The sequence below is a fragment of the Mycobacterium sp. genome (assembly GCF_032159765.1).
In the GTDB taxonomy this organism is placed as follows: Bacteria; Actinomycetota; Actinomycetes; order Mycobacteriales; family Mycobacteriaceae; genus Mycobacterium.
Genome location: NZ_JAVHWM010000144.1, coordinates 69,210 through 90,028, shown reverse-complemented (window position 1 = coordinate 90,028; position 20,819 = coordinate 69,210). Strand labels below are relative to the sequence as shown.

Genomic DNA, 20,819 nt, shown 5'->3' with positions numbered 1-20,819 from the left:
CGCTTACGCGAACTGTGCGGGGCGACGATTGTCCCATGGTGCGGCCAATTCGAGCTGACGCGCTAGGTGCAAAAGCAACCGTTCGCCGCTCAAGGGCGCAACGAACTGCACCCCCATCGGTAGTCCGTCGGCGCTCCAGTGCAGCGGCAGGCTGATCGCGGGGCGGCCCGTGATGTTTGCCAGCTGCGTGTAGGGCACCCAGCCGAGGTTGTTGCGGATGATCTGATCGGCGATGCCGGTCAGCTCCAGAACCCTCGTCGTCCTCGTCTTCAGGATGACTCCGGCTGCTCGCTCCAGCAGCGCAGGCAGGTCCAAAGACCCGACCCGGATGGGTGGTTCCCCGAGCGTCGGCGTCATCAGGAGGTCACGGTCGGAATGCAGCCGCGCAAGCGCGGCGATGTAGTCGTGCCTGCGCTCCTGCGCGGCCAGCAGATCGACACCGCTGGTCGTCCGGCCGAGTGCCGCCATCAGCCTCGTGTCCTGCTCGAAACCCTCATCCCCCGAACCGGTTTCGCGTTTGACCCGGGCGACCTCGCTCGCCACGTTGACGAACCAGACAGTGAGGAAGTCGCGGGCCAGCTGGTGGTCGTCCCACGACGGCTTGATCTCGTCGACTTCGTGCCCGAGGTCGGTGAGCAGCTGCGCAGCGGCCTCCATCGCGCGGGTGGCCTCGGGGTGGGGTGTCCCGCGGATTGCCGAATACGTGGTGAACCCGATGCGCAGACGAGCCGGTGGCCGGTCGAGATCCTCGAGGAACGGGTGATCAGGAGCCGCAGGCGCGAACGCCGACACCGAATCGGGGCCGGCGAGGACGTCGAGCATCGCGGCCGTGTCGCGCACCGACCGTGAGATCACCCCGTCGGTTGCCTGCCCGTTGAGCGGATCACTCGCGTTTGGACCCGACGGCAGCAGACCCCGTCCCGCCTTCAACCCGACCAGGCCGTTGCACGCGGCCGGGATGCGGATAGAACCGCCGCCGTCACTTGCGCCGGCCACGGGGACGATGCCCGCGGCCACCGCCGCGGCGGCACCTCCCGACGAGCCGCCGGGCGTGCGGTCGAGATTCCACGGATTGCGGGTGGGCCCGAACAGCGCGGGCTCGGTGACGCCCTTCGCCCCGAACTCCGGTGCGTTCGTCTTGCCGAAGATCACCACGCCGGCATCGAGCCAACGCGCGACCACTGTGCTCGTGTCGGTCGCAACGGTATTCGCCAGCGCGCGGCAGCCGCTGGTCGACGTGGTCCCTGCGAGTTCCTGGTGAAGGTCCTTCAGCAGAAACGGAACACCGGCAAACGATCCCTTGGCTGTTTTGCTCCTCGCGTCCGCGGTCGGCGCTTCCGTCAGCTGTTTCTCGGCACGGTCGTCCAGCCGTGCGCAGATCGCGTTGATCTTGGGATTGAGCCGGTCGGCGCGAGCCTGGGCGACACGCAAGAGATCCGTGGCGTCGACGTCACCGGAGCGGACCAACTGCCCCAGCGCGAGTCCGTCGTGCTGCAAGTACGTCTGTTCATCCACTCACGCAACGTAACGCAGCCGCCTGCCCGGTCGGTGGTGGCAGGCGGCTGCGCTGACTCGGGGGTCAGGGAAGGGCGGAGAACGGATTCAGATTGGGCGGCAGCGCGGTCTCGCCCGGTCCCGCGGGCGGCGTCATCGGGCCCGTCGACATCGGCGCCGGGATTGACGGGATCGCGTTCGGGCTGGTGCCCAGACCGGGGATGTTCTGCGCGATCGAGGCGAGGTTGCCGGGCAGCGGCAGCTGGTTGAGCAGCGGCATCTGCGATGACGCCCCGGGGACGCCGGCCGGGGGGACGGTGCCCACCGCTTGGTTCAGCGGCGCGGTTGTCGGCAGCTGCGGCATGTTCAGCGACGCAGTTGCCGTCGGCGGCGGGACAGCGGGCGCGGCCGGAGTGGCCGCAGGCTTCTGCAGCATCGTTGCTGCACTCTGCAGAAACTGGCCCGCCAGCGCCGGTGCGTTGGCGAGCTGTGAAACGAGGTCAACGCCCGGCGCGGGAGGTACCACCGGCGCGACCGGGTCGGCCGACGCGGCGGGGCTGAACGCGAGGAACGCCGCAGCGATCCCCCCGGCTGCAGCCGCGATCGTCGCGATGCGAGTGCCAATACGAGACATGTGAAATCCCATCCTTGTGTTTTTCGGAAGTCCACGGCCGAAGGTAGGGGCGTTACTGCTGCGACTCAAGTGACGCATGTGGCATTGTTCGAACCGATATGAACCAGACGCGGGGCGGTGATCTGGGCACCCCCGTAGAGGCGGCGAACTCGGCGGTACTAAACTAGAACACGTTTCAGTTCGGTGATCCCGCCCGTGAAGGAGCGACTGATGCATACGGCCATCTGCGACGAGCTCGGCATCGAGTTCCCGATCTTTGCCTTCACCCACTGCCGCGACGTCGTGGTCGCGGTGAGCAAAGCCGGCGGGTTCGGTGTGCTCGGGGCCGTCGGGTTCACGCCGGAACAGCTTGAGATCGAGCTGAACTGGATCGACGAGCACATCGGCGACCATAACTACGGGGTCGACATCGTGATCCCGAACAAGTACGAGGGCATGGACGCCAACTTGTCGCCCGAAGAGCTCACCAAAATGCTGCAGGACATGGTCCCGCAGGATCACCTCGACTTCGCGAAGAAGATCCTCAAGGACCACGGGGTACCCACCGACGACAGCGACGAGAATGCGTTGCGGCTCCTGGGGTGGACGGAGGCGACCGCGACGCCGCAGGTCGACGTGGCGCTGCGGCATCCGAAGATGACGCTGATCGCCAACGCGCTCGGCACACCGCCGGTCGAGATGATCAAGCACATCCACGACGAGGGACGCAAGGTGGCCGCTCTGTGCGGCTCGCCGTCGCAGGCGCGCAAGCACGCGGATGCCGGCGTTGACATCATCATCGCCCAGGGCGGCGAAGCCGGCGGCCATTGCGGGGAAGTCGGCTCGATCGTGCTGTGGCCGCAGGTTGTCAAGGAAGTTGCCCCGGTGCCCGTGCTCGCGGCAGGCGGCATCGCCAGCGGCCAGCAGATCGCGGCGGCGCTGGCACTCGGCGCGCAGGGCGCGTGGACCGGCTCGCAGTGGCTGATGGTCGAAGAATCCGAGAACACTCCCGTGCAGCAGGCCGCCTACATCAAGGCCGGCAGCCGCGACACCGTGCGCAGCCGGTCGTTCACTGGTAAGCCCGCGCGGATGCTCCGCAATGACTGGACCGAGGCGTGGGAGACGCCCGGAAACCCCGAACCACTGGGAATGCCTTTGCAATTCATGGTCTCCGGCATGGCGGTCGCGGCCACGCACAAGTACCCGAACGAGACCGTGGACGTCGCCTTCAATCCGGTAGGCCAAGTGGTCGGCCAGTTCGTCAAGGTCGAGAAGACCGCGACGGTGATCGAACGCTGGGTTCAGGAATACCTCGAGGCGACGAACACGCTCAACGAACTCAACGAGGCCGCCTCGGTTTGACCTTCTGCTGACGCATGCGTCGATATACTCACGCGATGTCGTCGTGGAAAACAGCGGTCGCCACTGTGCTGACGCTTGGGACAGTTTTCGGCGCGTTCAACGTGATCGTGACCCCGGCGGTAGGTGCCGCGGATGTCTGCGGCAGCGTCGGCGGTCGACGCGTATCGGTTGGCGGATGCGCGGACCTCGCGGACACCATCGCGTATTACGCACCGCCGCCGGAGTACTACGCGCCGATGCCCGAGGACGTCGCCCCGCCGCCCCCGCCACCACCACCGAGGCCGAACGTGACCGTGTGCGGCAGTGTCGGACGGCGAGTCACCGTCAGCGGTTGCGTGTGAGCCCGGCCAAGTTGTGCCGAATTCGTAACTGAACTCAGTCCCTTCGCGCGGTATGCATGGACAGTGGTCCACATTCGCTCGACCCCAGGACGGCTCGCGTCCCTCGCGGGAATCGGTGCGGTGGTCGCCGCCGCAGCCTTCGTCCACATCACCGAGAAGGCAGGAGTGCCGGGTTCACTTCCCTCTGCCGGTGCCGCACCGGTGACCACTTCGGCGGGGGCTCAGACGAATTCAGCCATCCCGTCCGACGACAGAGGGTTTCTGAAATCCAACGCCAGGTGTGGCGCGCCGTTGGCTGTGGCAGCGATCGTTCGCACCGCGGGTTCACTTGTGGCGATCTGCGTCGATCCGGCCAAGGCCTACACGTATCGAGGAGTGCGGCGCAGCGATGGTGCGACGTTGAACGTCCCTGCCGAAAGTCTCGGCCCGCGCGAGTTTCTCGCCCACAACGATGGAATCGATTACCAGCTCGGGACAGAGCAGCTCGTCATCACGTCGGGCGACACCCTGATCAGGCGCGAGGCAGTAGTCGAATACAAAGAGCCGCAGTCGTTCTCGGCTGAGGCCCCCCCGACGCCGAACCCGACTGCGCGCCCGGGAAGTTAGGGCGCGACCGACTTCGGCTTGTCGCCGACCAGCTGCCACCAGTAGTCCTCGGGAATTTCGCCGCCCGTCCGCAGGAGCATCGCCAGGCCCGTGGCCATCGCGATACCGAGCACGCCAAGCCACAATCCGAAGACACCGATCAGCACCCACACCACGACGGTGACCGCCGGCCACGGCGACACCAGCGCGAGTACCGGCGCGAAGAAGAAGCCGAGCCCGACGTACCACGACGAGCCGGCGCGGTCAGAGATCATCACCAGCCGCAGCCACCGCGGGATCGGGGCGGCGCCCGTCGTCCTGGTCCGCATCACCTCTCCTTTCCCTTGTCTCCCAGAGTGCCGCCCGTAGGTAGCCATTGCAATTACCTGCGAGGTAGTGGTCCTGATGGCAGGACAGGGCCAGACTTGTGCCATGACCCAGGCCGAGGTGCAGACGTCGGCGTTCGGCGATCTCATGCGTGACTGGCGTCGTCGGCGCCGAATGAGCCAGCTCGACCTCGCGCTCGCCGCCGACGTGTCGTCGCGGCACGTCAGCTTCATCGAGACCGGACGGTCGGTCCCCAGCCGCCCGATGGTGTTGCGCCTTGCCGCCGCGCTCGACGTGCCCGCACGCGACCAGAACCGGCTCTTGATCGCGGCCGGCCTTGCCCCCGCCTATGCGGAGCGTTCGCTCGACGATCCTGACATGGCCGCGGTCGCCGACGGCGTGGGTCAGGTGCTTGCGGCCTACAACCCGTTTCCCTGCCTGGCCGTCGATCGCGGTTGGCGCGTGCTTCAGTTGAATGCGGGTGCCGCGCTGTTTCTCGACGGCGTTGCGCCACATCTGCTCGAAGAGCCCAACGCGCTGCGGATTGCACTGCACCCCGAGGGCCTGTCGCCGCGCATCCGCAACCTGGCGCAGTGGCGCCATCACGTCGTCGGCCGGCTTCGCCGCGAGGTGGCTATCGACGGCGGCGGCCAGTTGTCATCGCTGCTCGCTGAGATCGAGTCCTACCCCGGCGGCATGCAGAAGGTCCGCGACCTCGGCGGCGTCGCCGTGCCGCTTGAGCTCTACACCACCGACGGCCGGCTGCTGACGTTCCTGAGCACGGTCACCACGTTCGGCACGGCGCTCGATCTGACCGCGGCCGAGCTGAGCATCGAGGCCTTTCTACCCGCGGACGAAGCGACATCTGTTGCTCTTCGCGCAAGCGGGCAGATCCCTGCTCTTCGCGCAAGCCGCTCATCGGGGGACTAATTGGACTAATTGCTCTCCTATCCTCAATCCCCCCGTGACGTGAGGGCGGTTCGTGGTGTAGCAATGCCTTAAGCGAAAAACAGGAACACGTTCTACCAAGGGAGTGCATCGATGCCGACCCCGAATATTCCGCCCGGATTCGACTTCACCGACCCGGACATCTACTCCGAACGGCTCCCGATCGAGGAGCTCGCCGAGATGCGACGAAGCGCGCCGATCTGGTGGAACGAACAAACGGAGGGGGCCGGCCCGTTTGGCGATAGCGGCTTCTGGGTGGTGACAAAGCACAAGGACGTCAAGGAAGTCTCACGGCGCAGTGATGTCTTCTCCAGCAACGCGAAGACCGCGCTACCCCGGTACCGCGAGGACGCCGATCCCGATTCCCTCGAACGGGGCAAGGTCGTGTTGCTCAACCAGGACGCGCCGCACCACACCCACCTGCGCAAGATCATCTCTCGCGCGTTCACGCCGCGCGCCATCGAGTCCCTGCGCGACGAGCTCCGTGCGCGGGCACACGCCATTGCCAAGGCGGCTGCGGCAGAGGGCTCCGGCGATTTCGTCGAGCAGGTGTCGTGCGAACTCCCGCTGCAGGCGATCGCCGGCCTGATGGGTGTGCCGCAAAAAGACCGCAAGAAGCTCTTCGACTGGTCGAATCAGATGGTCGGCGACCAGGACCCGGAGTTCGCGACCAACGACCCGATGGCCGCATCGGTCGAATTGATCATGTACGGCATGCAGATGGCCGCGGAGCGAGGGGCAAACCCTGGCGACGACCTCGTCACCAAGCTGGTGCAGGCAGATGTCGAGGGGCACAAGCTCAGTGACGACGAATTCGGTTTCTTCGTTATCATCCTGGCGGTGGCCGGCAACGAAACCACGCGCAACTCGATCACCCAGGGCATGATGGCGTTCACCGAATTTCCAGATCAGTGGGAGCTGTTCAAGCGCGAGCGGCCGGTAACCGCGGCCGACGAAATCGTCCGCTGGGCTACCCCGGTCACCTCATTTCAGCGCACCGCACTCGAAGACACCGAGCTCAGCGGCGTCAAAATCAAGAAAGGCGACCGGGTGGTGATTTTCTACCGCTCGGCCAACTTCGACGAGGACGTCTTCGACGACCCGTTCAGGTTCGATATCCTGCGCGATCCCAACCCGCACGTCGGGTTCGGTGGCACCGGTGCGCACTACTGCATCGGCGCCAACCTGGCACGGATGACGATCGACCTGATCTTCAATGCGATCGCCGACGAAATGCCAGACATCACACCGATTTCCACGCCGGAGCGGCTGCGGTCGGGCTGGCTCAACGGGATCAAACACTGGCAGGTGGACTACACGGGCAAGAGCCGCGTCGCACAGTGAATTTCAGACTGACGAACGTGCGCCGGATCCGCTAGGGCGTCGGCGCCGGGCTCTCGGGAGGCGCCGGGGGTTGGTTCGCCGGCGGCGCTGAGTCCGGATGCAGGCCGGGCACGTGCTCGAGCACTCGCGTCAACAGCGGCGCCTGGGAGTCTTGACCTTGGGGCGGCAGCGGCGGATCAGCGGGGGGCGGTTCAGGCGCTGCTGGCGGCGCGGCGTCGGGCGGGGCACTGTCGAGAGCTATCTGGTCCTGCGCGGGGGCACCAGCGGTCTGTGCGTCCTCGGGCGGAGGGGTGCTCGGCTGCTGTTCTGGTTCGATCCCGATGTCCGCCGGAGACGGCTGGACGGAAGGAAGCGCTGAGGCCGGCACCGCCTCGCCGAGAGTCGCCGCCACCGTCGGCGTGGCCGCTGGTGGCGTGCTGGGCTTGGTCTCGCTGGAGGTCGCCGTCAGCTTCAGGCCGGCTGCAAGACAGACCGACACAACGAAGGTCGCGGTCCCGCCGACCAGCATCGCCAGCGCGGTGGTGTGGGCCACTGAGCCCGCTCTCCTGGCACGCCGCGACCGACGTCCGCTCGCAGCGGTTCCGTCAGGGCTTTGCGCCGACGCGAGAGCAGCCCCGCGGGCAAGGGCGAACTCCGCCTCCGCCGGTGCGAAAACCGGTATACCCAGAGCGCGCTCGAGCCGCTTCGTGAACTCGCCGAGGTCGGCATCGGGCCCGACGACGATGAGGCACTCCGGGTCCCACCCGTTGAGATCGAAAACCCTAGTGAGCCAACGAGTTACGTCGCTGCCGATATCCTTTTGGAGGTGCTCGACAGTCTGGACCGCCCCGTCATCTGTGTTCACCATCGACACGACGATGGACTCGGGCTGGAGCAGGCAGACCGCGGTCGCCTGATAGCCCACCGCCCGCCCGATTCCCCTCGCCAGCGCCTCGCCGGCCTCGGGAGAGCGCACGGCGACGATGTTCTGGTAGCCGGCTTCGGTCAGCGACTTCAGGAACAGCGACGCTTCCAGCTCGGAGTCGTCGCTCCATGTCACGCCGATAGCCGACGGTCGCCTGCCCTCGGCTATCGCACGAGTCCGGGACAAGGCGCCCGCCACGTAGTCGGAACTGCTGATCGCGGTCGCGCCTCGACGCGTCGGGACGTCGAATGCGTCCTGGTCCATGATCTCGCCGTCGGCCTCGTGGCCTTCGACGAGGACCAGACCGACGGCGGTCGAGGTCATCGACAGTCCGAGTACGGTGTCCAGTTCGCACTCCTTACGTACCGGCACTCGCTGGCGGCGCGACAAACGGGCCGGGACAAAGGTGGTAATCCAGCTGCGTCGGGCCAGAGCCTACCCGCCGGCAATAGGGGCGTCGCGACGGGCGTCACCTTAACTGGTCTGACCACTTGACGTCTTGCCAATGATGCGCCATCGTTGGGTCATGGCCCTTCAGCCCATCAGTCGTCGGTCAGTACCCGAGGATGTGTTCGAGCAGATCGTTGAGGAAGTGCTCAGCGGTCAGATGCGTCCAGGAGAAGCGTTGCCGAGCGAGCGTCGGCTCTCCGAGGTTCTCGGGGTGTCGCGGCCCGCGGTTCGGGAGGCACTCAAGCGCCTGTCGGCGGCGGGCATTGTCGAGGTCCGCCAAGGAGATTCGACCACCGTCCGTGATTTTCGGCGGCATGCCGGACTCGATCTCCTGCCGCGCCTGCTGCTTCCCGGCGGCGAGCTCGACATCACCGTGGCCCGCAGCATCCTGGAGGCCCGTCTGCACAACGGCCCGAAAGCCGCAGAGCTGGCGGCGCAGCGCCGCGGCCCGGAAACTGCTGCATTACTGGAAGATTCGGTCTCCGAGCTGCAGTCGGAGACGGATCCCGTCGAGCGGCAGCGGTGTGCGCTGACGTTCTGGGACCATGTGGTCGACGCGGCCGACTCGATCGTGTTTCGGTTGATGTACAACACACTTCGCGCTGCCTATGAGCCGGCGCTGCCGGCGTTGGCCGCGGTGATGGCGGCCGAAGTCGGCCGCCCAGAAGCCTATCGGCAGCTGGCCGCAGCGATCACGAAAGGCGATTCCGGCCGCGCCGTCGAGGCAGCGCGCGAGCTGCTCGAACCCGGCACGACCGCGCTGATCGCCGCCTTCGGCAGCCTGGATAATCAGCGATGACCACGACACCGGCGCGTACCGCGCGCAAGGCATTCACACTGGCCGATGCCTTGCGCGAATTCTGGAAACACCCGTCGCCGTGGATGATCGGGGTGACGCTGGTCGCCGCGCTCACCGCGCGCGTGATCGTGGGTGATTACCGGATCACCGACGGGCTTGTCGTACTCATCCTGATCGGGATCTTCCCATTCGTCGAGTGGATCATTCACGTCGTCGTGTTGCATTGGCGCCCGCGGCGCATCGGTGGCGTCACGGTCGACACCTTGCTGGCACGCAAGCATCGTGAGCACCATGTCGACCCGCGTGATGTGCCACTCATCTTCATTCCGTGGCAGACCCTGCTCGGGGCCGTGCCGACCTTTGTCGCCGTCGCTCTGCTGGTGTTCCCGCGGACCGGACTGGGTCTGACGTTTCTGGCTGGCGTCGGAGTGATCGGGCTCGGCTACGAATGGTGCCATTACCTCATCCACAGCGATTACAAGCCGAAAACCCGTATGTATAAGGCTATTTGGCGTCACCACCGGCTTCATCATTTCAAGAACGAGCACTACTGGTTCACGGTGGTCTGCGCGAACACCGCCGACCACGTGCTGCGAACGGCGCCTGATCCTGCGACGGTGCCGACTTCGCCGACAGCCAAGAGCCTCCACGCAGGACGGGACGCCTGATCGTTAACCGTTGACGACGATCGGATCCCCGATGTTGACGTTGTCGAAGTACCACGCGGCGTTGTCGGGGCTGAGGTTGATGCAACCGTGGCTGACGTTCGCCTTACCCTGCGACCCCACTGACCACGGCGCGGAGTGCACGTACACGCCGCCCCAGTTGACGCGAACGGCGTACTCCCCCTTGATCACATAGCCGTCAGGCGAATTCAACGGGATACCGATGGTTCGCGAATCAAAAGTCACCGTGCGTTGTTTCTCCAAAGCGGTGAACGAGCCGACCGGCGTCGGGTACTTCGGTTTGCCCAGCGATGCAGGCATCACGCGCGCGACCTGTTCGTCGATACTGACCGTGAAGGTGTGCTGGGAAATGCTGGCGACGCCGACGACCGAGGCCCCGGTTTCGAATTCCGTCGAGAACCCGTAGGCACTGACCTCGATGTGGCTGTGCGCGGGCAACAGGCCGACCGGAACCCACTGCACGACATTGTCATTGAGCCAACGGAACTGACCTTTCAGGCTCCCGGGTGACTCGACGTGGATTGATCGCTCGGCCGCGGCGCGGTTGATGACCGGCGCGGTGAACCGCACGGTGACGGGCATGCCGACCCCGACGACGTCGCCTCGCGACGGCGTCACACCGGCCACCGCAACGCCGGGGGTGGTGGCCGCCATGCCGGTGCCGGCCGGCGCCGTCGCGAACAGAACCATCGTCGCCAGCACGACGATTCCGCACCGAAGCACTCTTGGCATGCAAGACCCCTTTGACGGCGTAGCAACTATTCGCACTGTAATCGCCGAAGAGCTTCAGACGCGGTAACCGCTGGTGGCGTGTGCCGTTGGGCTTGCGCGCTCAGTGCTTTACAAACGCGGCGCGCATCTGAGTGAAGAGGAACAGCCCCGGCTGGCCGGCCACTGGCTCATAGGAATTCACCAGCTCGTCGATGAACTCCGCCTGTTCGTCGATCGTCAACCGATCGGTCCACGCCGCGCTTCCGGTTGCACACCAGCGGGAGAAATGTTCTCGCGATCCGAAGTCCCACTGGCGGTCGGTGACGTCAATGCCGGTCAGGTGAACCCGGCCTCCGCGGCGAGGTCCCCGTAGGTTGCGGGATCCACGTGAACGAACGGCGCAGCGAAGGCGCTGAACCGGGGTGCCCATCGAGGGCGCTCGCACACGGTCATCGCGACGGCCTCGACGCTTGGTCGCTCGCTGGCGCACACCATCTGAATCAACAGTCGTGCGCCCCTGCGCACGACTGAGCTGATTTCGGTTAGTGCCTGAAGCTGTTGCGGCACCCAGTGCAGCGCGTTGAATGACACTGCGACGTCGAACCGTTCGGCAAACGGCAGACGCCGGACGTCCGCTCTCACGAACGCCGGCGCTGACGACCCGTCCTGATGATGTCGCGCCGCTTCAGTGAGCATGCCCTGCGACGGGTCTACTCCCACGACAAAGCCCTCGGGCACGTGGCCGGACAACGCTCGGGTGACGTGCCCGTCGCCGCACCCGATGTCGAGAACCGTTTCGTCGCCTGCGAAGTCGAGCGATGCGGCGGCTTCTTCGGCCATCGACCGTTGCAGGTCGCTGATCGAGGCGTACTCTTCGCCGCTCCACTCGGTCATGGCGTCAGTAACTCTCCTGTCGGCCCGGCGCGGCGGCCGCTGAAGCTGTTTCAAGGGGAAACGGCTGGTCGGTTGATTAGGCTTGGGGTGAATATCGGGTGCACTCGCCGCCCTAGCGCCGATGGTGCCATAGCCTGAGCTGACTTCACCGAAGGGGAACGCGATGCGCTTCAATCCACCACCGAATTGGCCCGTGGCACCAGGCTGGTCTCCAGAGCCTGGCTGGACTCCGGATCCGGCATGGCCCCCCGCGCCTGCCGGGTGGCAATTCTGGATCGACGACTCCGCACCGCCTCAGGCTCAGGTGCCCCAACCCCAGACGGGCCCGCAGCCTATGGCACCGCCGGCATACCCGGGAGGCGCCCCTCAGTGGCAGCACCCCGCTCCAGGCCCGGGCCAGTTCGCTCCGCCGCCCCACCGCAGCAACCGCACGATGCTCATTTGGGTGGGAGTGGCCGCAGCGCTAGTCATCGGATTGGTGGTGACGCTCGTCCTTGTGTTGGGCGGCGGATCGAAATCAGACGAGGACCAGATCCGCGACGTCGTGGCAGGCCTTGAGACGGCTTGGAACAACTCCGATTACAACGGCATCCAGAATCTGTCCTGTCACAACGTCACCGAGGATTCGTCAAACACCGAGGCCAAGTTCAAGAGCCTGCGGTCGAAAGGGGGAAACATGACGATAAAAATCAACTCGGTCACGGTGAACGGCGACAAGGCCGACGTGGAAGTGGACGTGAAGCTCGCGACGCAGCCAAAGTCTCGGTCAGCGACGCTCAATCTCATCAAGGAGAACGGTGGCTGGAAAGACTGCACAAAGTGAGCGGTTCGTTTAGGCGTTAATAGGCCGCGCTGAGCCGACTTTGCGACGGTGAGCCTGATGCGTTTCAATCCCCCGCCCAGCGGCTGGACACCGGATCCGTCGTGGCCGCCGGCGTCCCTTCCGACGCTGTCATACCCGATGGACGCAGACGAGGTTGTGCCTTGGCCGAGTCATACCGGCCGCAACGTGATGATCGCCGTCGCGTCCGCAGTTGCCGTCGTCGTCGTGGCGGTGGTGACCTTCGTCGTCACCACGAATAGGGACGCCGCGGACTCGCGTGCACGACCGAGTCCGTGGGCGCTAGGTGGTTCGGCGCCGCAGACGGACGAGGACCAGATCCGCGGCACATTGTCGGCGATCGAGGACGCCTGGAACAGCTTCGACTATGCCGGCTTCATGAGCCATTCGTGTGCGCAGATCCGCAACAAGAAAACCAACACCGAGTCGAAGTTCACACAACAACGTAACGAGACAGGAACGGTCCACTTCGCGATCGACTCAATCGGCATCCACAGCGCCAGTGCCCAGGTCGAAGTCACCGAGACGTTCTCGAACCAGGACACCATGAGCGAGACCCTCGACCTTCGTAAAGAGGCCGACGACTGGAAACTGTGCTGAGGCCCCTTCCGGGCTGATGGTTTGCAGAATGTGATCGCTTTGATGCCAAAGCGTTTCAACGCAAGCGGCGTGTCACTGAAATGATTGCGCGCATGGCGCGGGCGACACGACGAGCTGTCTTGCGGGCGGGAGGGCTGGCAGCCGGTGTATATGCGCTGGGGAACCTGTTGCAGCCCACGGTTTCTCGCGCTAACGGGCCCGTACCGTTAGATCCGTCTCCGGCGGCGTCGTCGGCTGCGAAGCTTCTCACCGGCTCGTTCGTCTCGGCGGCGCGTGGTGGCGTCGAGACGAATTGGGCGATCGCGCGACCGCCGGGAACCGCCGACGGGCTGCGCCCCGTCGTCGCGCTGCACGGACACGACGCCGACGCGGCGTCGGTGATGGCCCTCGGGGTGCCCGACGTGTTGGCCAAGGTGGTCAGGGCCGGCGTGCCGCCATTCGCCGTCGTCAGCGTGGACGGCGGCAACACGTACTGGCATCGCAGAGCCTCGGGCACCGACTCCGGGGCGATGGTGCTGACCGAGCTGTTGCCGATGCTTGCCGCCAAGGGTTATGACACCTCGCGGGTGGGGTTCCTCGGCTGGTCGATGGGCGGCTACGGTGCGCTGCTGCTCGGTGCTCGATTGGGCGCGGCGCGGACCGCGGGGATCTGTGCCGTAAGTCCGGCACTGTGGACCTCATATCTGCTGACGGACGACGGCGCCTTCGACAACTCGTACGACTGGGCCAACAACACCGTCTTCGGGCGCTCCGAGCTGGCGTCGATCCCGATCCGGGTGGACTGCGGTACCGAGGACCGGTTCTACGCGGCGAGCCGGCAGTTCGTCGCACAGCTGGGCAAGCCCGCAGCGGGGAGCTTTTCGGCCGGCGGTCACGACCCGTCGTACTGGTGCAGCCAGCTTCCCGCCGAATTGACTTGGCTGTCGTCCTAAACCGTCCGAACCCCGCGAGCGTGCGTGTCTGTTGCCCGACACGCCGCACACGGCAGGAGTTGACGCACGCTCGCGCGAAACCCAGCGAAGCGCGGTGCCGAAACGATCACCACCAGTTCGGCGTGAACGTGCGGATACTTTGCGATTTCACCGGCGTGTCGCCTGCAGACACGCACGCTCGCGGGATACGGGAGGGTCAGGACTTTTCGCAGGTGAATTGGCACACGTCGGTGTAGCCGTCGCGGAACAGCTCTGCGCAGCCCGTCAGATATTTCATGTACCGGTCGTAGACCTCTTCGGACTGCAGAGCGATCGCCTCGTCCTTGTGGCTTTCCAGCGCGGCGGCCCAAATCTCGAGCGTGCGCTGGTAGTGCAGACGCAGCTGCTGCTGGCGCGTGATCGCGAAGCCGGCTTTGCTCGCGTGCTCCTGCACGGCTGCGGCATTGGGCAGCTGACCGCCGGGAAAGATCTCGTCCATGATGAACTTGAAGAATCGCAAGTGCGTCATCGTGATTGGCAATCCGCGCTCAGCGAACTCGTCGTCGCTGGGCTTGATGATCGTGTGCAGCAGCATGACGCCATCGGCCGGCAGCACGCGGTGGGCCTTGGTGAAGAACGCGTCGTAGCGGTCAGCGCCGAAGTGCTCGAAGGCGCCGATCGAAACGATCCGGTCGACGGGCTCGTCGAACTGTTCCCAGCCCTGCAGAAGCACCCGCTTGGTGCGCGGACTCGGTGAGGAGTCGAACAGCTGTTGAACGTGCGCCTGCTGGTTCTTCGACAATGTGAGGCCGACGACATTCACGTCGTACTTATCGATCGCGCGCTTCAAGGTCGCGCCCCAGCCGCACCCGATGTCGAGCAGGGTCATCCCCGGCTGCAAGCCCAGCTTGCCGAGAGCGAGATCGATCTTTGCGAGCTGTGCCTCTTCGAGCGACATATCCTCGCGTTCGAAGTACGCGCAGCTGTATGTCTGCGTCGGATCGAGGAACAGCCGATAGAAATCGTCTGACAGGTCGTAGTGGTGCTGCACGTCCTCGAAGTGCGGCGTCAGGGTCGATGATGTCGATGGGGTCTCTGGCAATGTCAATCCCTACAGGCTTCCCGCGATCGGGTTCGTTGTATGAAACTCGACCCTGATGGTACGAGAGTCTGGCTGAGAGTTTGCCGTCGGCTGCTCAGCGCTGCGCTGCGTCCGAGCAACGGCATTGCCGCCGTTAGTCAGCCGTCCTTGCCGGCGTCTTCGTCCTTGGGGCTCTTTTTGGCTTCGGCTTCATCAGCTTTGTCGTCGTCTTCTCCGGATTTAGCCTGCTCGTTGCGCTTGCGATCGCGCTCAGCGGCTTCTTGGAGATCCTCGTGTATATCGCCGTGTACAGGGTTGCCGTCGTCGTCGATCCAGTCGTTTACCGCTGTTCCGGTCACGGTGCCGTCCGAGCCGGGCAGCACGGTGGTCGGACGCTCCTCCATGTACGACTGAGCCATTTCCTCGGCCGACTTCTTATGCTCATCCGAGACGTCCGGCTTTTCAGCTACCTGCCCCGATCCGTACCTTTCGACCCCGTCTTCGTCCTTGGTCGTTTCCGAGGACGAGTCGTCACCCGCCTCATTGGCGGACTCCGTGGTCTTTTTCTCTTCGGTGTCGGCGCCCTTTTGATCGGAGTCCCCGAGTTTCTTTTCGTCGGCACTCTGTGCCGGGGCGTCCGCCTGGTCGGTGTCTTGTTTGCTCACGTCGGGGTCCAATCTCGCGGATAGTTCGCTTGCGCTCAGAGATGGACTGCCCGCAAAGGTGTGCGGTCAAACAGTCAGCTGGTCGGCGTGGCGCCGAGCACACGTTGCATGTCCGGCTTCATGGCCTGGAGCTGGCCACCCCAGTACCCCCAGCTGTGGGTGCCGTTCGCCGGGAAGTTGAACACTCCATTGCGGCCACCTGCAGCTTGATACCGCTGCGCGAACATCCGGTTGGTCCGCAGCGTCAGGCCCTCGAGGAACTGCGCCGGCACGACAGCGTCGCCCTGGCCCGCATCGAGGTCCGACGGATTGCCGTTGCCGCAGTACACCCAGATCCGGGTGCCGTTGGCGACGAGCCTGCCGATCTGAACGGTCGGGTCATTGCGCCGCCATGCCGGGTCGCGGGGCAAGCCCCACATGGCGAGTGAGCTGAACCCGCCCGCGTCGTTCATCGCGAGGCCGACCAGCATCGGCCAGAAGCCGTCGGACAGGTTGAGGAACCCGGACAGGGCGCCGGCGTAGACGAACTGGCCCGGATGGTAGGCCGCGAGGATCAACGCGGAGCTGCCCGACATCGACAGGCCCACCACCGCGTTGCCGGTCGCGCTGATGCCTCTGTTCGCCGCGAGCCACCTGGGTAGCTCGGAGGTCAGAAACGTCTCCCACTTGTAGGTGTAGGTGGTGCCGTTGCCGGCCGCGGGCTGGTACCAGTCGGTGTAGAAGCTCGACATGCCACCCACCGGCATCACTACCGAGATGCCCGACTTGTCGTACCACTCGAACGCGGCAGTCTCGATGTCCCAGCCGTTCTGATCGTCACGCGCCCGCAGCCCGTCCAGCAGGTAGACAGCACGAGGACCGCCACCCTGGAACTGGACCCGCACATCGCGGCCCATCGAGGGCGACGGCACATCCAGGTACTCGACCGGCAGACCTGGTCGGGAGTAGGCCGCGGCCGGTGGCGAACCTCCCGCGAGGCCAATTAGTCCTGGCAGCACGGCCGCAGCGACCAATCCCGCCGCCAACCGGCTTCCCCACCTGCGATTCATTACGACCTCCATCGCGCGCTCATCCCCCGGCCGTATACCGGCATATCGCCTCGGCCGACATGTCGTTACAGCGGTGATAACACTGTTGCGCCTGTTAAAAATGGGGTGTGACCAGAGTCCGGAGGACCGTCTGTGCCTTAATACTGAGCACGGGTGCGATCGCGGCGCCACCTGCCGGCGCGACGGAGCCCAACCCGCTTTCGGCGCTAGTCGGGGCGGCAGTAGAACGACTGATGACTGCGGACCCGGTGGCGGCGGTCAAGTGGCAGTCCAAGGCGAGCATCGAAGACCCGGCAAGAGTGAATCAGGTATTGGCCGCGGTCAGAGCCGACGCGCTCGCACAGCACGTCGATCCGGGCTACGTCAGCCAGGTGTTCAGCGACCAGATCGGCGCAACCGAGGGCGTCGAGTACGGCCGGTTCGCGCAATGGAAGCTCGATCCGCAGGCCGCGCCATCGACGGCGCCGGACCTGTCGTCCTCCCGCGCGCAGATCGACGTCCTCAACAGAAGGATGGTCACCGAGATCGCGGCCCAATGGGAGCTGTTGCACTCCGCGGATTGCGTGGCTGCGCGCGACGACGCCGTCGCCGCAACGGCGCAGGCCCGGCAACTCGACCCGCTGTACCGGCAGGCTCTGGACTTTGCGACCCGCTCGTACTGCCAGGGCTAGCCGAAGAGCGGAAGCGCCCGTTTGCGGGCCAGCGCGTCCATGCCCTGCTGGATGCTTCCCTGGACCTCGCCGTACATGTGCTCCACGTAGTCGTCGTCGTCGGCGCGCTCGGGGTCGTGAGACAACTCGATGGCGGGCATGAACCGGGTCCGTATTTTCGCCGGCAGCGGGAACTGCGGCAGCATCGCAGGAGCGATGCCCCACGGCAACGACACCGCCAGGGGAAAGACCTTCAGCCGCAACATCTTGTCCAGCCTCAGAGTTCGGGACAGCCTGTCGCCTCGGAACAGCACCGGCATCGCGTCTGCTCCCCCGACCGTCGCGATCGGCACGATCGGCACGCCTGCGCGGATCGCCATCTTGACGAACCCGGTCCGGCCGGCCAGGTTGGCTTGATCGCGTTCGCTCCACGGCCGAAGCGAATCCACCTCGCCGCCCGGCCAGAGCGCGACGTCCCTACCCTCGGCAAGGGCGGTCGCGATCGAGTCCGGTGCTGCAGGCAACACGCCCATCGCGCGGAAGTAGCGGCCGATCACCGGGATCGCCATCAGCGCGTCGTGGGCGGTGCCGTGCAGCTGTCGCTCTTGACCGAACCGGCGCCACCACTGGATGCCGACGGTCCACGCGTCCCAGACGAACGGCGCGCCGGAGTGAATGCCGATCAGCAGCGCGGGCGGTTCGGGGATGTTCTCCCACCCGTCCAACTCCATCCGGAACCAGTAGTCGACGAGCGTGTTCCAGAAGAACTTCTGCCGCTGCATCGTGGTCTCGTCGAACCCGCTCAAATCCCACTCGCCGGCACGCTCGGCGATCCAACCACCGACGCCGCCCTCCTGGTCGGCGCGGCGCTCGTCCATTCGTGCGCGCGCTGCGTCGGCGTGCTGCTTGGCCTGTTCCTGGACAGCTGGAGATCTGTGATCGGTAGTGGTCATACTCTCCGCTTACCCTCGTGTGGCTGTCGTCACACCCTGAGGATTTGCTGTCCGGCGCGTGACGAATAATGGTCCTGCCAAGTCCACGACGATGGGATCTCGCATGAAGACGGACCGCTCGGGCCTAGTCCGTTGGCTACGAACGTTTCTCGTGGGTGTTGTCGTGATCGCCGTCTTGGCGGTGTCAGGGTGCAGCCGGCCGACGTCCACGCAGGGCACCTCGGCGTCGTCGACCGCAGAATCGCCGAAAGAGCTGAACCCTGACATCAAGCACAAGATCGACGACGCGCTGCAGCAGGCGATGACGGCGGCGTCGGTGCCCGGCGTGATTCTGGGCATCTGGGGACCCAACGGCTACTACGAGCACGCATACGGCGTCGCGGACAAGGCGACCGGAGCGCCGATGCAGACGTCGTTCTACAGCCGGATCGGAAGCGTGACAAAGACATTCACGATTACCGGTGTCCTGCAGCTTGTGGACCAGAACAAGGTGGGGCTCGACGATCCGATCGCCAAGTACATCGACGGTGTACCGCACGGGGACGCCATCACTCTGCGGCAGCTGGCCCGGATGCAAAGCGGTCTGGCCAACTACACCGACAGCCCTGACTTCCAGCAGGCGTTTTTCGCCAACCCCCGACGGCCCTTCTCACCGCAGCAACTGCTCGGTTACGCGTTCTCGCAGCCCACAACCTTTGCGCCCGGGGAGAATTTCCAGTACTGCAACACGAACACGATTCTGCTCGGACTCGTCGTCGAAAAAGTGAGCGGCCAACCGCTGCCCGACTACATCCACGACCACATCCTGTCCCCATTGGGCATGTCGCAGACCAGTTTTCCCACCACCAGCGCGTTTGGGGACCCGCACGCCCAGGGCTACACCAACCAGACAGCGGACGGCAAGGAGACCACGGCGACCGACTGGGATCCGTCATGGGCATGGTCGGCCGGTGCGATGATCTCCACATTGGGTGACCTGCACACCTGGGCGCCCGCTTTGGCCACTGGCAAATTGCTCTCACCCCACGTGCAGGAGCAACGCCTGCAGACGGTGAGCGCCCTAGGCTTGCCACCGCCGGATGGCTACGGCCTTGGCATCTTCAACCTCGCGGGCTGGATCGGCCACAACGGCAGTCTTCCCGGATATCAAAGCGTCGTGGTCTATCAACCGGAGACGCAGCAGACCCTCGTCATCCTGAGCAACACCGACATCAGTTATCAGGGCAACGAGCCCAGCACTTCCCTCGCCAACGCGGTGACCAAGGTGCTCACGCCGGACCACGTGTATTCGCTCAGCCCGCAGGTGCAGCAGCCCTCCAGCACGCCGTCGCCGTCACCGAGCAAGCCGCGCTGACAACGGTCCAGCGCAGCGAGGGGAAAGTCGCTCAGTCCACGTTGCCCGCCGATGTCGGTGTGGTACATCATTTGCATGGGTCAATGGTCACGCGAGGAAATTGAGTCCGCGTTTGCAGAGCACGAGCGACGGGTCGTCGAGATCGGCAAGAGCTGGGACTGGTCGAGCTACGCCGACGAGTTCACCGAGGACGCGCGCTACGTCGAGCACGCGTTCGGAAATGTCGAGGGCCGCGAGCAGATTCGCGAATGGATCACGTCCACGATGAACACGTTCCCTGGCAGCGAGATGCCATGGTTCCCCACCTCGTGGCACGCCATCGACGAGGAGAAGGGCTGGGTGTTCTCCGAAGTTTTGAACAGAATGAAGGACCCCGGCGACGGCAGCATTCACGAAGCCGGAAACATCACCCTGCTGAAGTACGCGGGCGACGGGTTGTGGAGCTACGAGGAAGACGCCTACAACCCGATGAACTTCATGGTCATGCTGAAGGGTTACATCGAGCGCTGCGCGAGCCTGGGCACGGCGTCCGACGACGCGCTGGCGTTCGCCAAGAACATGGGCTGGGAACTCACGACGGGGTGACAAGCTTGCCGATTGCGGTGTCGTCGATGTGCGCCAGCAGGTCGGCGGCGTCGGTGAAGACGGCACTTGCCCCGGCGTCGGTCAACTCGTCGCGCGACGTTCCGCCGCTGAGCAGCCCGATACTGGAAACGCCAGCTCTGGCACAGGCTTTCGCATCCCACACCGCATCGCCGACGAACATCGCTTGATCCGCTGTCACGCCCGCGCGGTCCAATGCCACGCCGATGATGTCTGGGTCGGGTTTCGCGGTGTCGACGTCCTCGGAGGAGGTAATCGCCGCGACGAGATCGTCGCTGTCGAGGACGCGACGAAGCGCCGCCAGCTCGTCCTCGGGTGCCGACGTGGCGAACACCACCTGCAGGCCCATTGATGCCACGCGTTCCAGGATGTCCCGCCCACCAGGGAGCACCCGCAGCAGCGGGATAAGTTCCTCGTAGTACCGCGAATGCAGATCCTTCAGGCGCTTCTGGATGTCGTCGGGGGCGTGATCCGACAACGTGTCGACGAGTGTCGAACCGTCCATGCCGATTGCCCGGTGAATGCGCCAGGTGTCAGCCGCGATCCCGACGTCGTGAAACGCCCGCACCCAGGCGTGCACGTGCAGATAGTTGGAGTCGACGAGGGTGCCGTCGATGTCGAACAGGACCGCTGGGGCCGGTGAGGTGCTCATCG

At 65.2% G+C, this 20,819-nt stretch carries 24 protein-coding genes; 13 read left to right on the top strand and 11 right to left on the bottom strand.

The features are described from left to right. Positions 1-3: 3 nt before the first annotated feature. Both QOH60_RS17610 and QOH60_RS17605 read right to left on the bottom strand, forming a co-directional pair. Positions 4-1,515 (bottom strand): amidase, encoded by a 1,512-nt coding sequence (locus QOH60_RS17610; RefSeq protein WP_526422660.1) that lies wholly within the window; start codon positions 1,513-1,515, stop codon positions 4-6. Positions 1,516-1,579: 64 nt separating this feature from the next. Continuing rightward, on the bottom strand, positions 1,580-2,128 hold the full coding sequence (locus tag QOH60_RS17605; RefSeq protein WP_526422658.1) for a hypothetical protein: 549 nt from the start codon (positions 2,126-2,128) through the stop codon (positions 1,580-1,582). Between the two features lie 210 nt (positions 2,129-2,338). Between QOH60_RS17605 and QOH60_RS17600 the strand changes: the two genes are divergently transcribed. From QOH60_RS17600 to QOH60_RS17590, 3 genes are all read left to right on the top strand, one after another. Then, a complete protein-coding gene (locus QOH60_RS17600; protein WP_526422656.1) occupies positions 2,339-3,469 on the top strand; it encodes a nitronate monooxygenase in 1,131 nt (376 codons plus the stop codon). A gap of 35 nt (positions 3,470-3,504) precedes the next feature. Further along, positions 3,505-3,810, top strand: a complete 306-nt coding sequence (locus QOH60_RS17595) for a hypothetical protein (protein ID WP_526422654.1) — start codon at positions 3,505-3,507, stop codon at positions 3,808-3,810. A 63-nt stretch (positions 3,811-3,873) separates the two neighbouring features. Next, entirely contained in the window at positions 3,874-4,416 is a 543-nt protein-coding gene (locus QOH60_RS17590; RefSeq protein WP_526422652.1) for a hypothetical protein, read from the top strand. Here QOH60_RS17590 and QOH60_RS17585 read toward each other — a convergent pair. Continuing rightward, positions 4,413-4,724, bottom strand: coding sequence for a hypothetical protein (locus QOH60_RS17585; protein WP_526422650.1), 312 nt, complete (start codon positions 4,722-4,724; stop codon positions 4,413-4,415). The two genes, QOH60_RS17590 and QOH60_RS17585, sit on opposite strands and share 4 nt — an antisense overlap. A 103-nt stretch (positions 4,725-4,827) precedes the next feature. Between QOH60_RS17585 and QOH60_RS17580 the strand changes: the two genes are divergently transcribed. Together QOH60_RS17580 and QOH60_RS17575 are read left to right on the top strand one after the other, a co-directional pair. Next, positions 4,828-5,652: a helix-turn-helix transcriptional regulator gene (locus tag QOH60_RS17580; RefSeq protein WP_526422648.1), complete on the top strand. Its 825-nt coding sequence runs from the start codon at positions 4,828-4,830 to the stop codon at positions 5,650-5,652. Between the two features lie 111 nt (positions 5,653-5,763). Continuing rightward, a complete protein-coding gene (locus tag QOH60_RS17575; RefSeq protein ID WP_526422646.1) occupies positions 5,764-7,014 on the top strand; it encodes a cytochrome P450 in 1,251 nt (416 codons plus the stop codon). Between the two features lie 31 nt (positions 7,015-7,045). Here QOH60_RS17575 and QOH60_RS17570 read toward each other — a convergent pair whose 3' ends face one another. Beyond that, the gene (locus QOH60_RS17570; RefSeq protein ID WP_526422644.1) at positions 7,046-8,290 is read right to left on the bottom strand and encodes a DUF7159 family protein; all 1,245 of its coding nucleotides are present in this window, start codon (positions 8,288-8,290) and stop codon (positions 7,046-7,048) included. A 154-nt stretch (positions 8,291-8,444) separates the two neighbouring features. Between QOH60_RS17570 and QOH60_RS17565 the strand changes: the two genes are divergently transcribed. Both QOH60_RS17565 and QOH60_RS17560 read left to right on the top strand, forming a co-directional pair. Further along, on the top strand, positions 8,445-9,167 hold the full coding sequence (locus QOH60_RS17565) for a FadR/GntR family transcriptional regulator (RefSeq protein WP_526422642.1): 723 nt from the start codon (positions 8,445-8,447) through the stop codon (positions 9,165-9,167). Beyond that, positions 9,164-9,835, top strand: coding sequence for a sterol desaturase family protein (locus QOH60_RS17560; protein WP_526422640.1), 672 nt, complete (start codon positions 9,164-9,166; stop codon positions 9,833-9,835). The genes QOH60_RS17565 and QOH60_RS17560 overlap by 4 nt, the downstream gene beginning before the upstream one ends. 3 nt (positions 9,836-9,838) lie before the next feature. Here QOH60_RS17560 and QOH60_RS17555 read toward each other — a convergent pair whose 3' ends face one another. Both QOH60_RS17555 and QOH60_RS17550 read right to left on the bottom strand, forming a co-directional pair. Then, positions 9,839-10,585 (bottom strand): L,D-transpeptidase, encoded by a 747-nt coding sequence (locus tag QOH60_RS17555; RefSeq protein ID WP_526422637.1) that lies wholly within the window; start codon positions 10,583-10,585, stop codon positions 9,839-9,841. A 315-nt stretch (positions 10,586-10,900) separates the two neighbouring features. Next, positions 10,901-11,458 (bottom strand): class I SAM-dependent methyltransferase, encoded by a 558-nt coding sequence (locus QOH60_RS17550; protein ID WP_526422635.1) that lies wholly within the window; start codon positions 11,456-11,458, stop codon positions 10,901-10,903. Between the two features lie 433 nt (positions 11,459-11,891). On the opposite strand from QOH60_RS17550, the gene QOH60_RS17545 reads away from it, so the two are divergent. From QOH60_RS17545 to QOH60_RS17535, 3 genes are all read left to right on the top strand, one after another. After that, complete coding sequence (locus QOH60_RS17545) at positions 11,892-12,281, top strand: Rv0361 family membrane protein (RefSeq protein ID WP_526422633.1); 390 nt, start codon at positions 11,892-11,894, stop codon at positions 12,279-12,281. Between the two features lie 57 nt (positions 12,282-12,338). After that, positions 12,339-12,899 carry an Rv0361 family membrane protein gene (locus QOH60_RS17540; protein ID WP_526422631.1) on the top strand — a complete coding sequence of 187 codons (561 nt, stop codon included), beginning with the start codon at positions 12,339-12,341 and terminating at the stop codon, positions 12,897-12,899. Between the two features lie 80 nt (positions 12,900-12,979). Continuing rightward, complete coding sequence (locus QOH60_RS17535; RefSeq protein WP_526422629.1) at positions 12,980-13,831, top strand: alpha/beta hydrolase; 852 nt, start codon at positions 12,980-12,982, stop codon at positions 13,829-13,831. A gap of 196 nt (positions 13,832-14,027) precedes the next feature. Here the strand turns inward: QOH60_RS17535 and QOH60_RS17530 are convergent, their stop codons facing one another. The 3 genes from QOH60_RS17530 to QOH60_RS17520 form a co-directional block, all read right to left on the bottom strand. Continuing rightward, positions 14,028-14,912, bottom strand: coding sequence for a cyclopropane mycolic acid synthase family methyltransferase (locus tag QOH60_RS17530; RefSeq protein ID WP_526422627.1), 885 nt, complete (start codon positions 14,910-14,912; stop codon positions 14,028-14,030). 137 nt (positions 14,913-15,049) lie between these two features. Next, entirely contained in the window at positions 15,050-15,556 is a 507-nt protein-coding gene (locus QOH60_RS17525) for a hypothetical protein (RefSeq protein WP_526422625.1), read from the bottom strand. 74 nt (positions 15,557-15,630) lie between these two features. Further along, positions 15,631-16,605, bottom strand: coding sequence for an alpha/beta hydrolase (locus QOH60_RS17520; RefSeq protein ID WP_526422623.1), 975 nt, complete (start codon positions 16,603-16,605; stop codon positions 15,631-15,633). Between the two features lie 107 nt (positions 16,606-16,712). Between QOH60_RS17520 and QOH60_RS17515 the strand changes: the two genes are divergently transcribed. Next, the gene (locus QOH60_RS17515; protein ID WP_526422621.1) at positions 16,713-17,276 is read left to right on the top strand and encodes a chorismate mutase; all 564 of its coding nucleotides are present in this window, start codon (positions 16,713-16,715) and stop codon (positions 17,274-17,276) included. Here the strand turns inward: QOH60_RS17515 and QOH60_RS17510 are convergent. Continuing rightward, a complete protein-coding gene (locus QOH60_RS17510; RefSeq protein ID WP_526422619.1) occupies positions 17,273-18,208 on the bottom strand; it encodes a lysophospholipid acyltransferase family protein in 936 nt (311 codons plus the stop codon). The two genes, QOH60_RS17515 and QOH60_RS17510, sit on opposite strands and share 4 nt — an antisense overlap. 103 nt (positions 18,209-18,311) lie before the next feature. Between QOH60_RS17510 and QOH60_RS17505 the strand changes: the two genes are divergently transcribed. After that, entirely contained in the window at positions 18,312-19,562 is a 1,251-nt protein-coding gene (locus QOH60_RS17505; RefSeq protein WP_526422617.1) for a serine hydrolase domain-containing protein, read from the top strand. 75 nt (positions 19,563-19,637) lie between these two features. Beyond that, the gene (locus QOH60_RS17500; RefSeq protein WP_526422615.1) at positions 19,638-20,147 is read left to right on the top strand and encodes a nuclear transport factor 2 family protein; all 510 of its coding nucleotides are present in this window, start codon (positions 19,638-19,640) and stop codon (positions 20,145-20,147) included. Here the strand turns inward: QOH60_RS17500 and QOH60_RS17495 are convergent. After that, the gene (locus QOH60_RS17495) at positions 20,134-20,817 is read right to left on the bottom strand and encodes an HAD family hydrolase (RefSeq protein ID WP_526422613.1); all 684 of its coding nucleotides are present in this window, start codon (positions 20,815-20,817) and stop codon (positions 20,134-20,136) included. The two genes, QOH60_RS17500 and QOH60_RS17495, sit on opposite strands and share 14 nt — an antisense overlap. Positions 20,818-20,819: the final 2 nt, after the last annotated feature.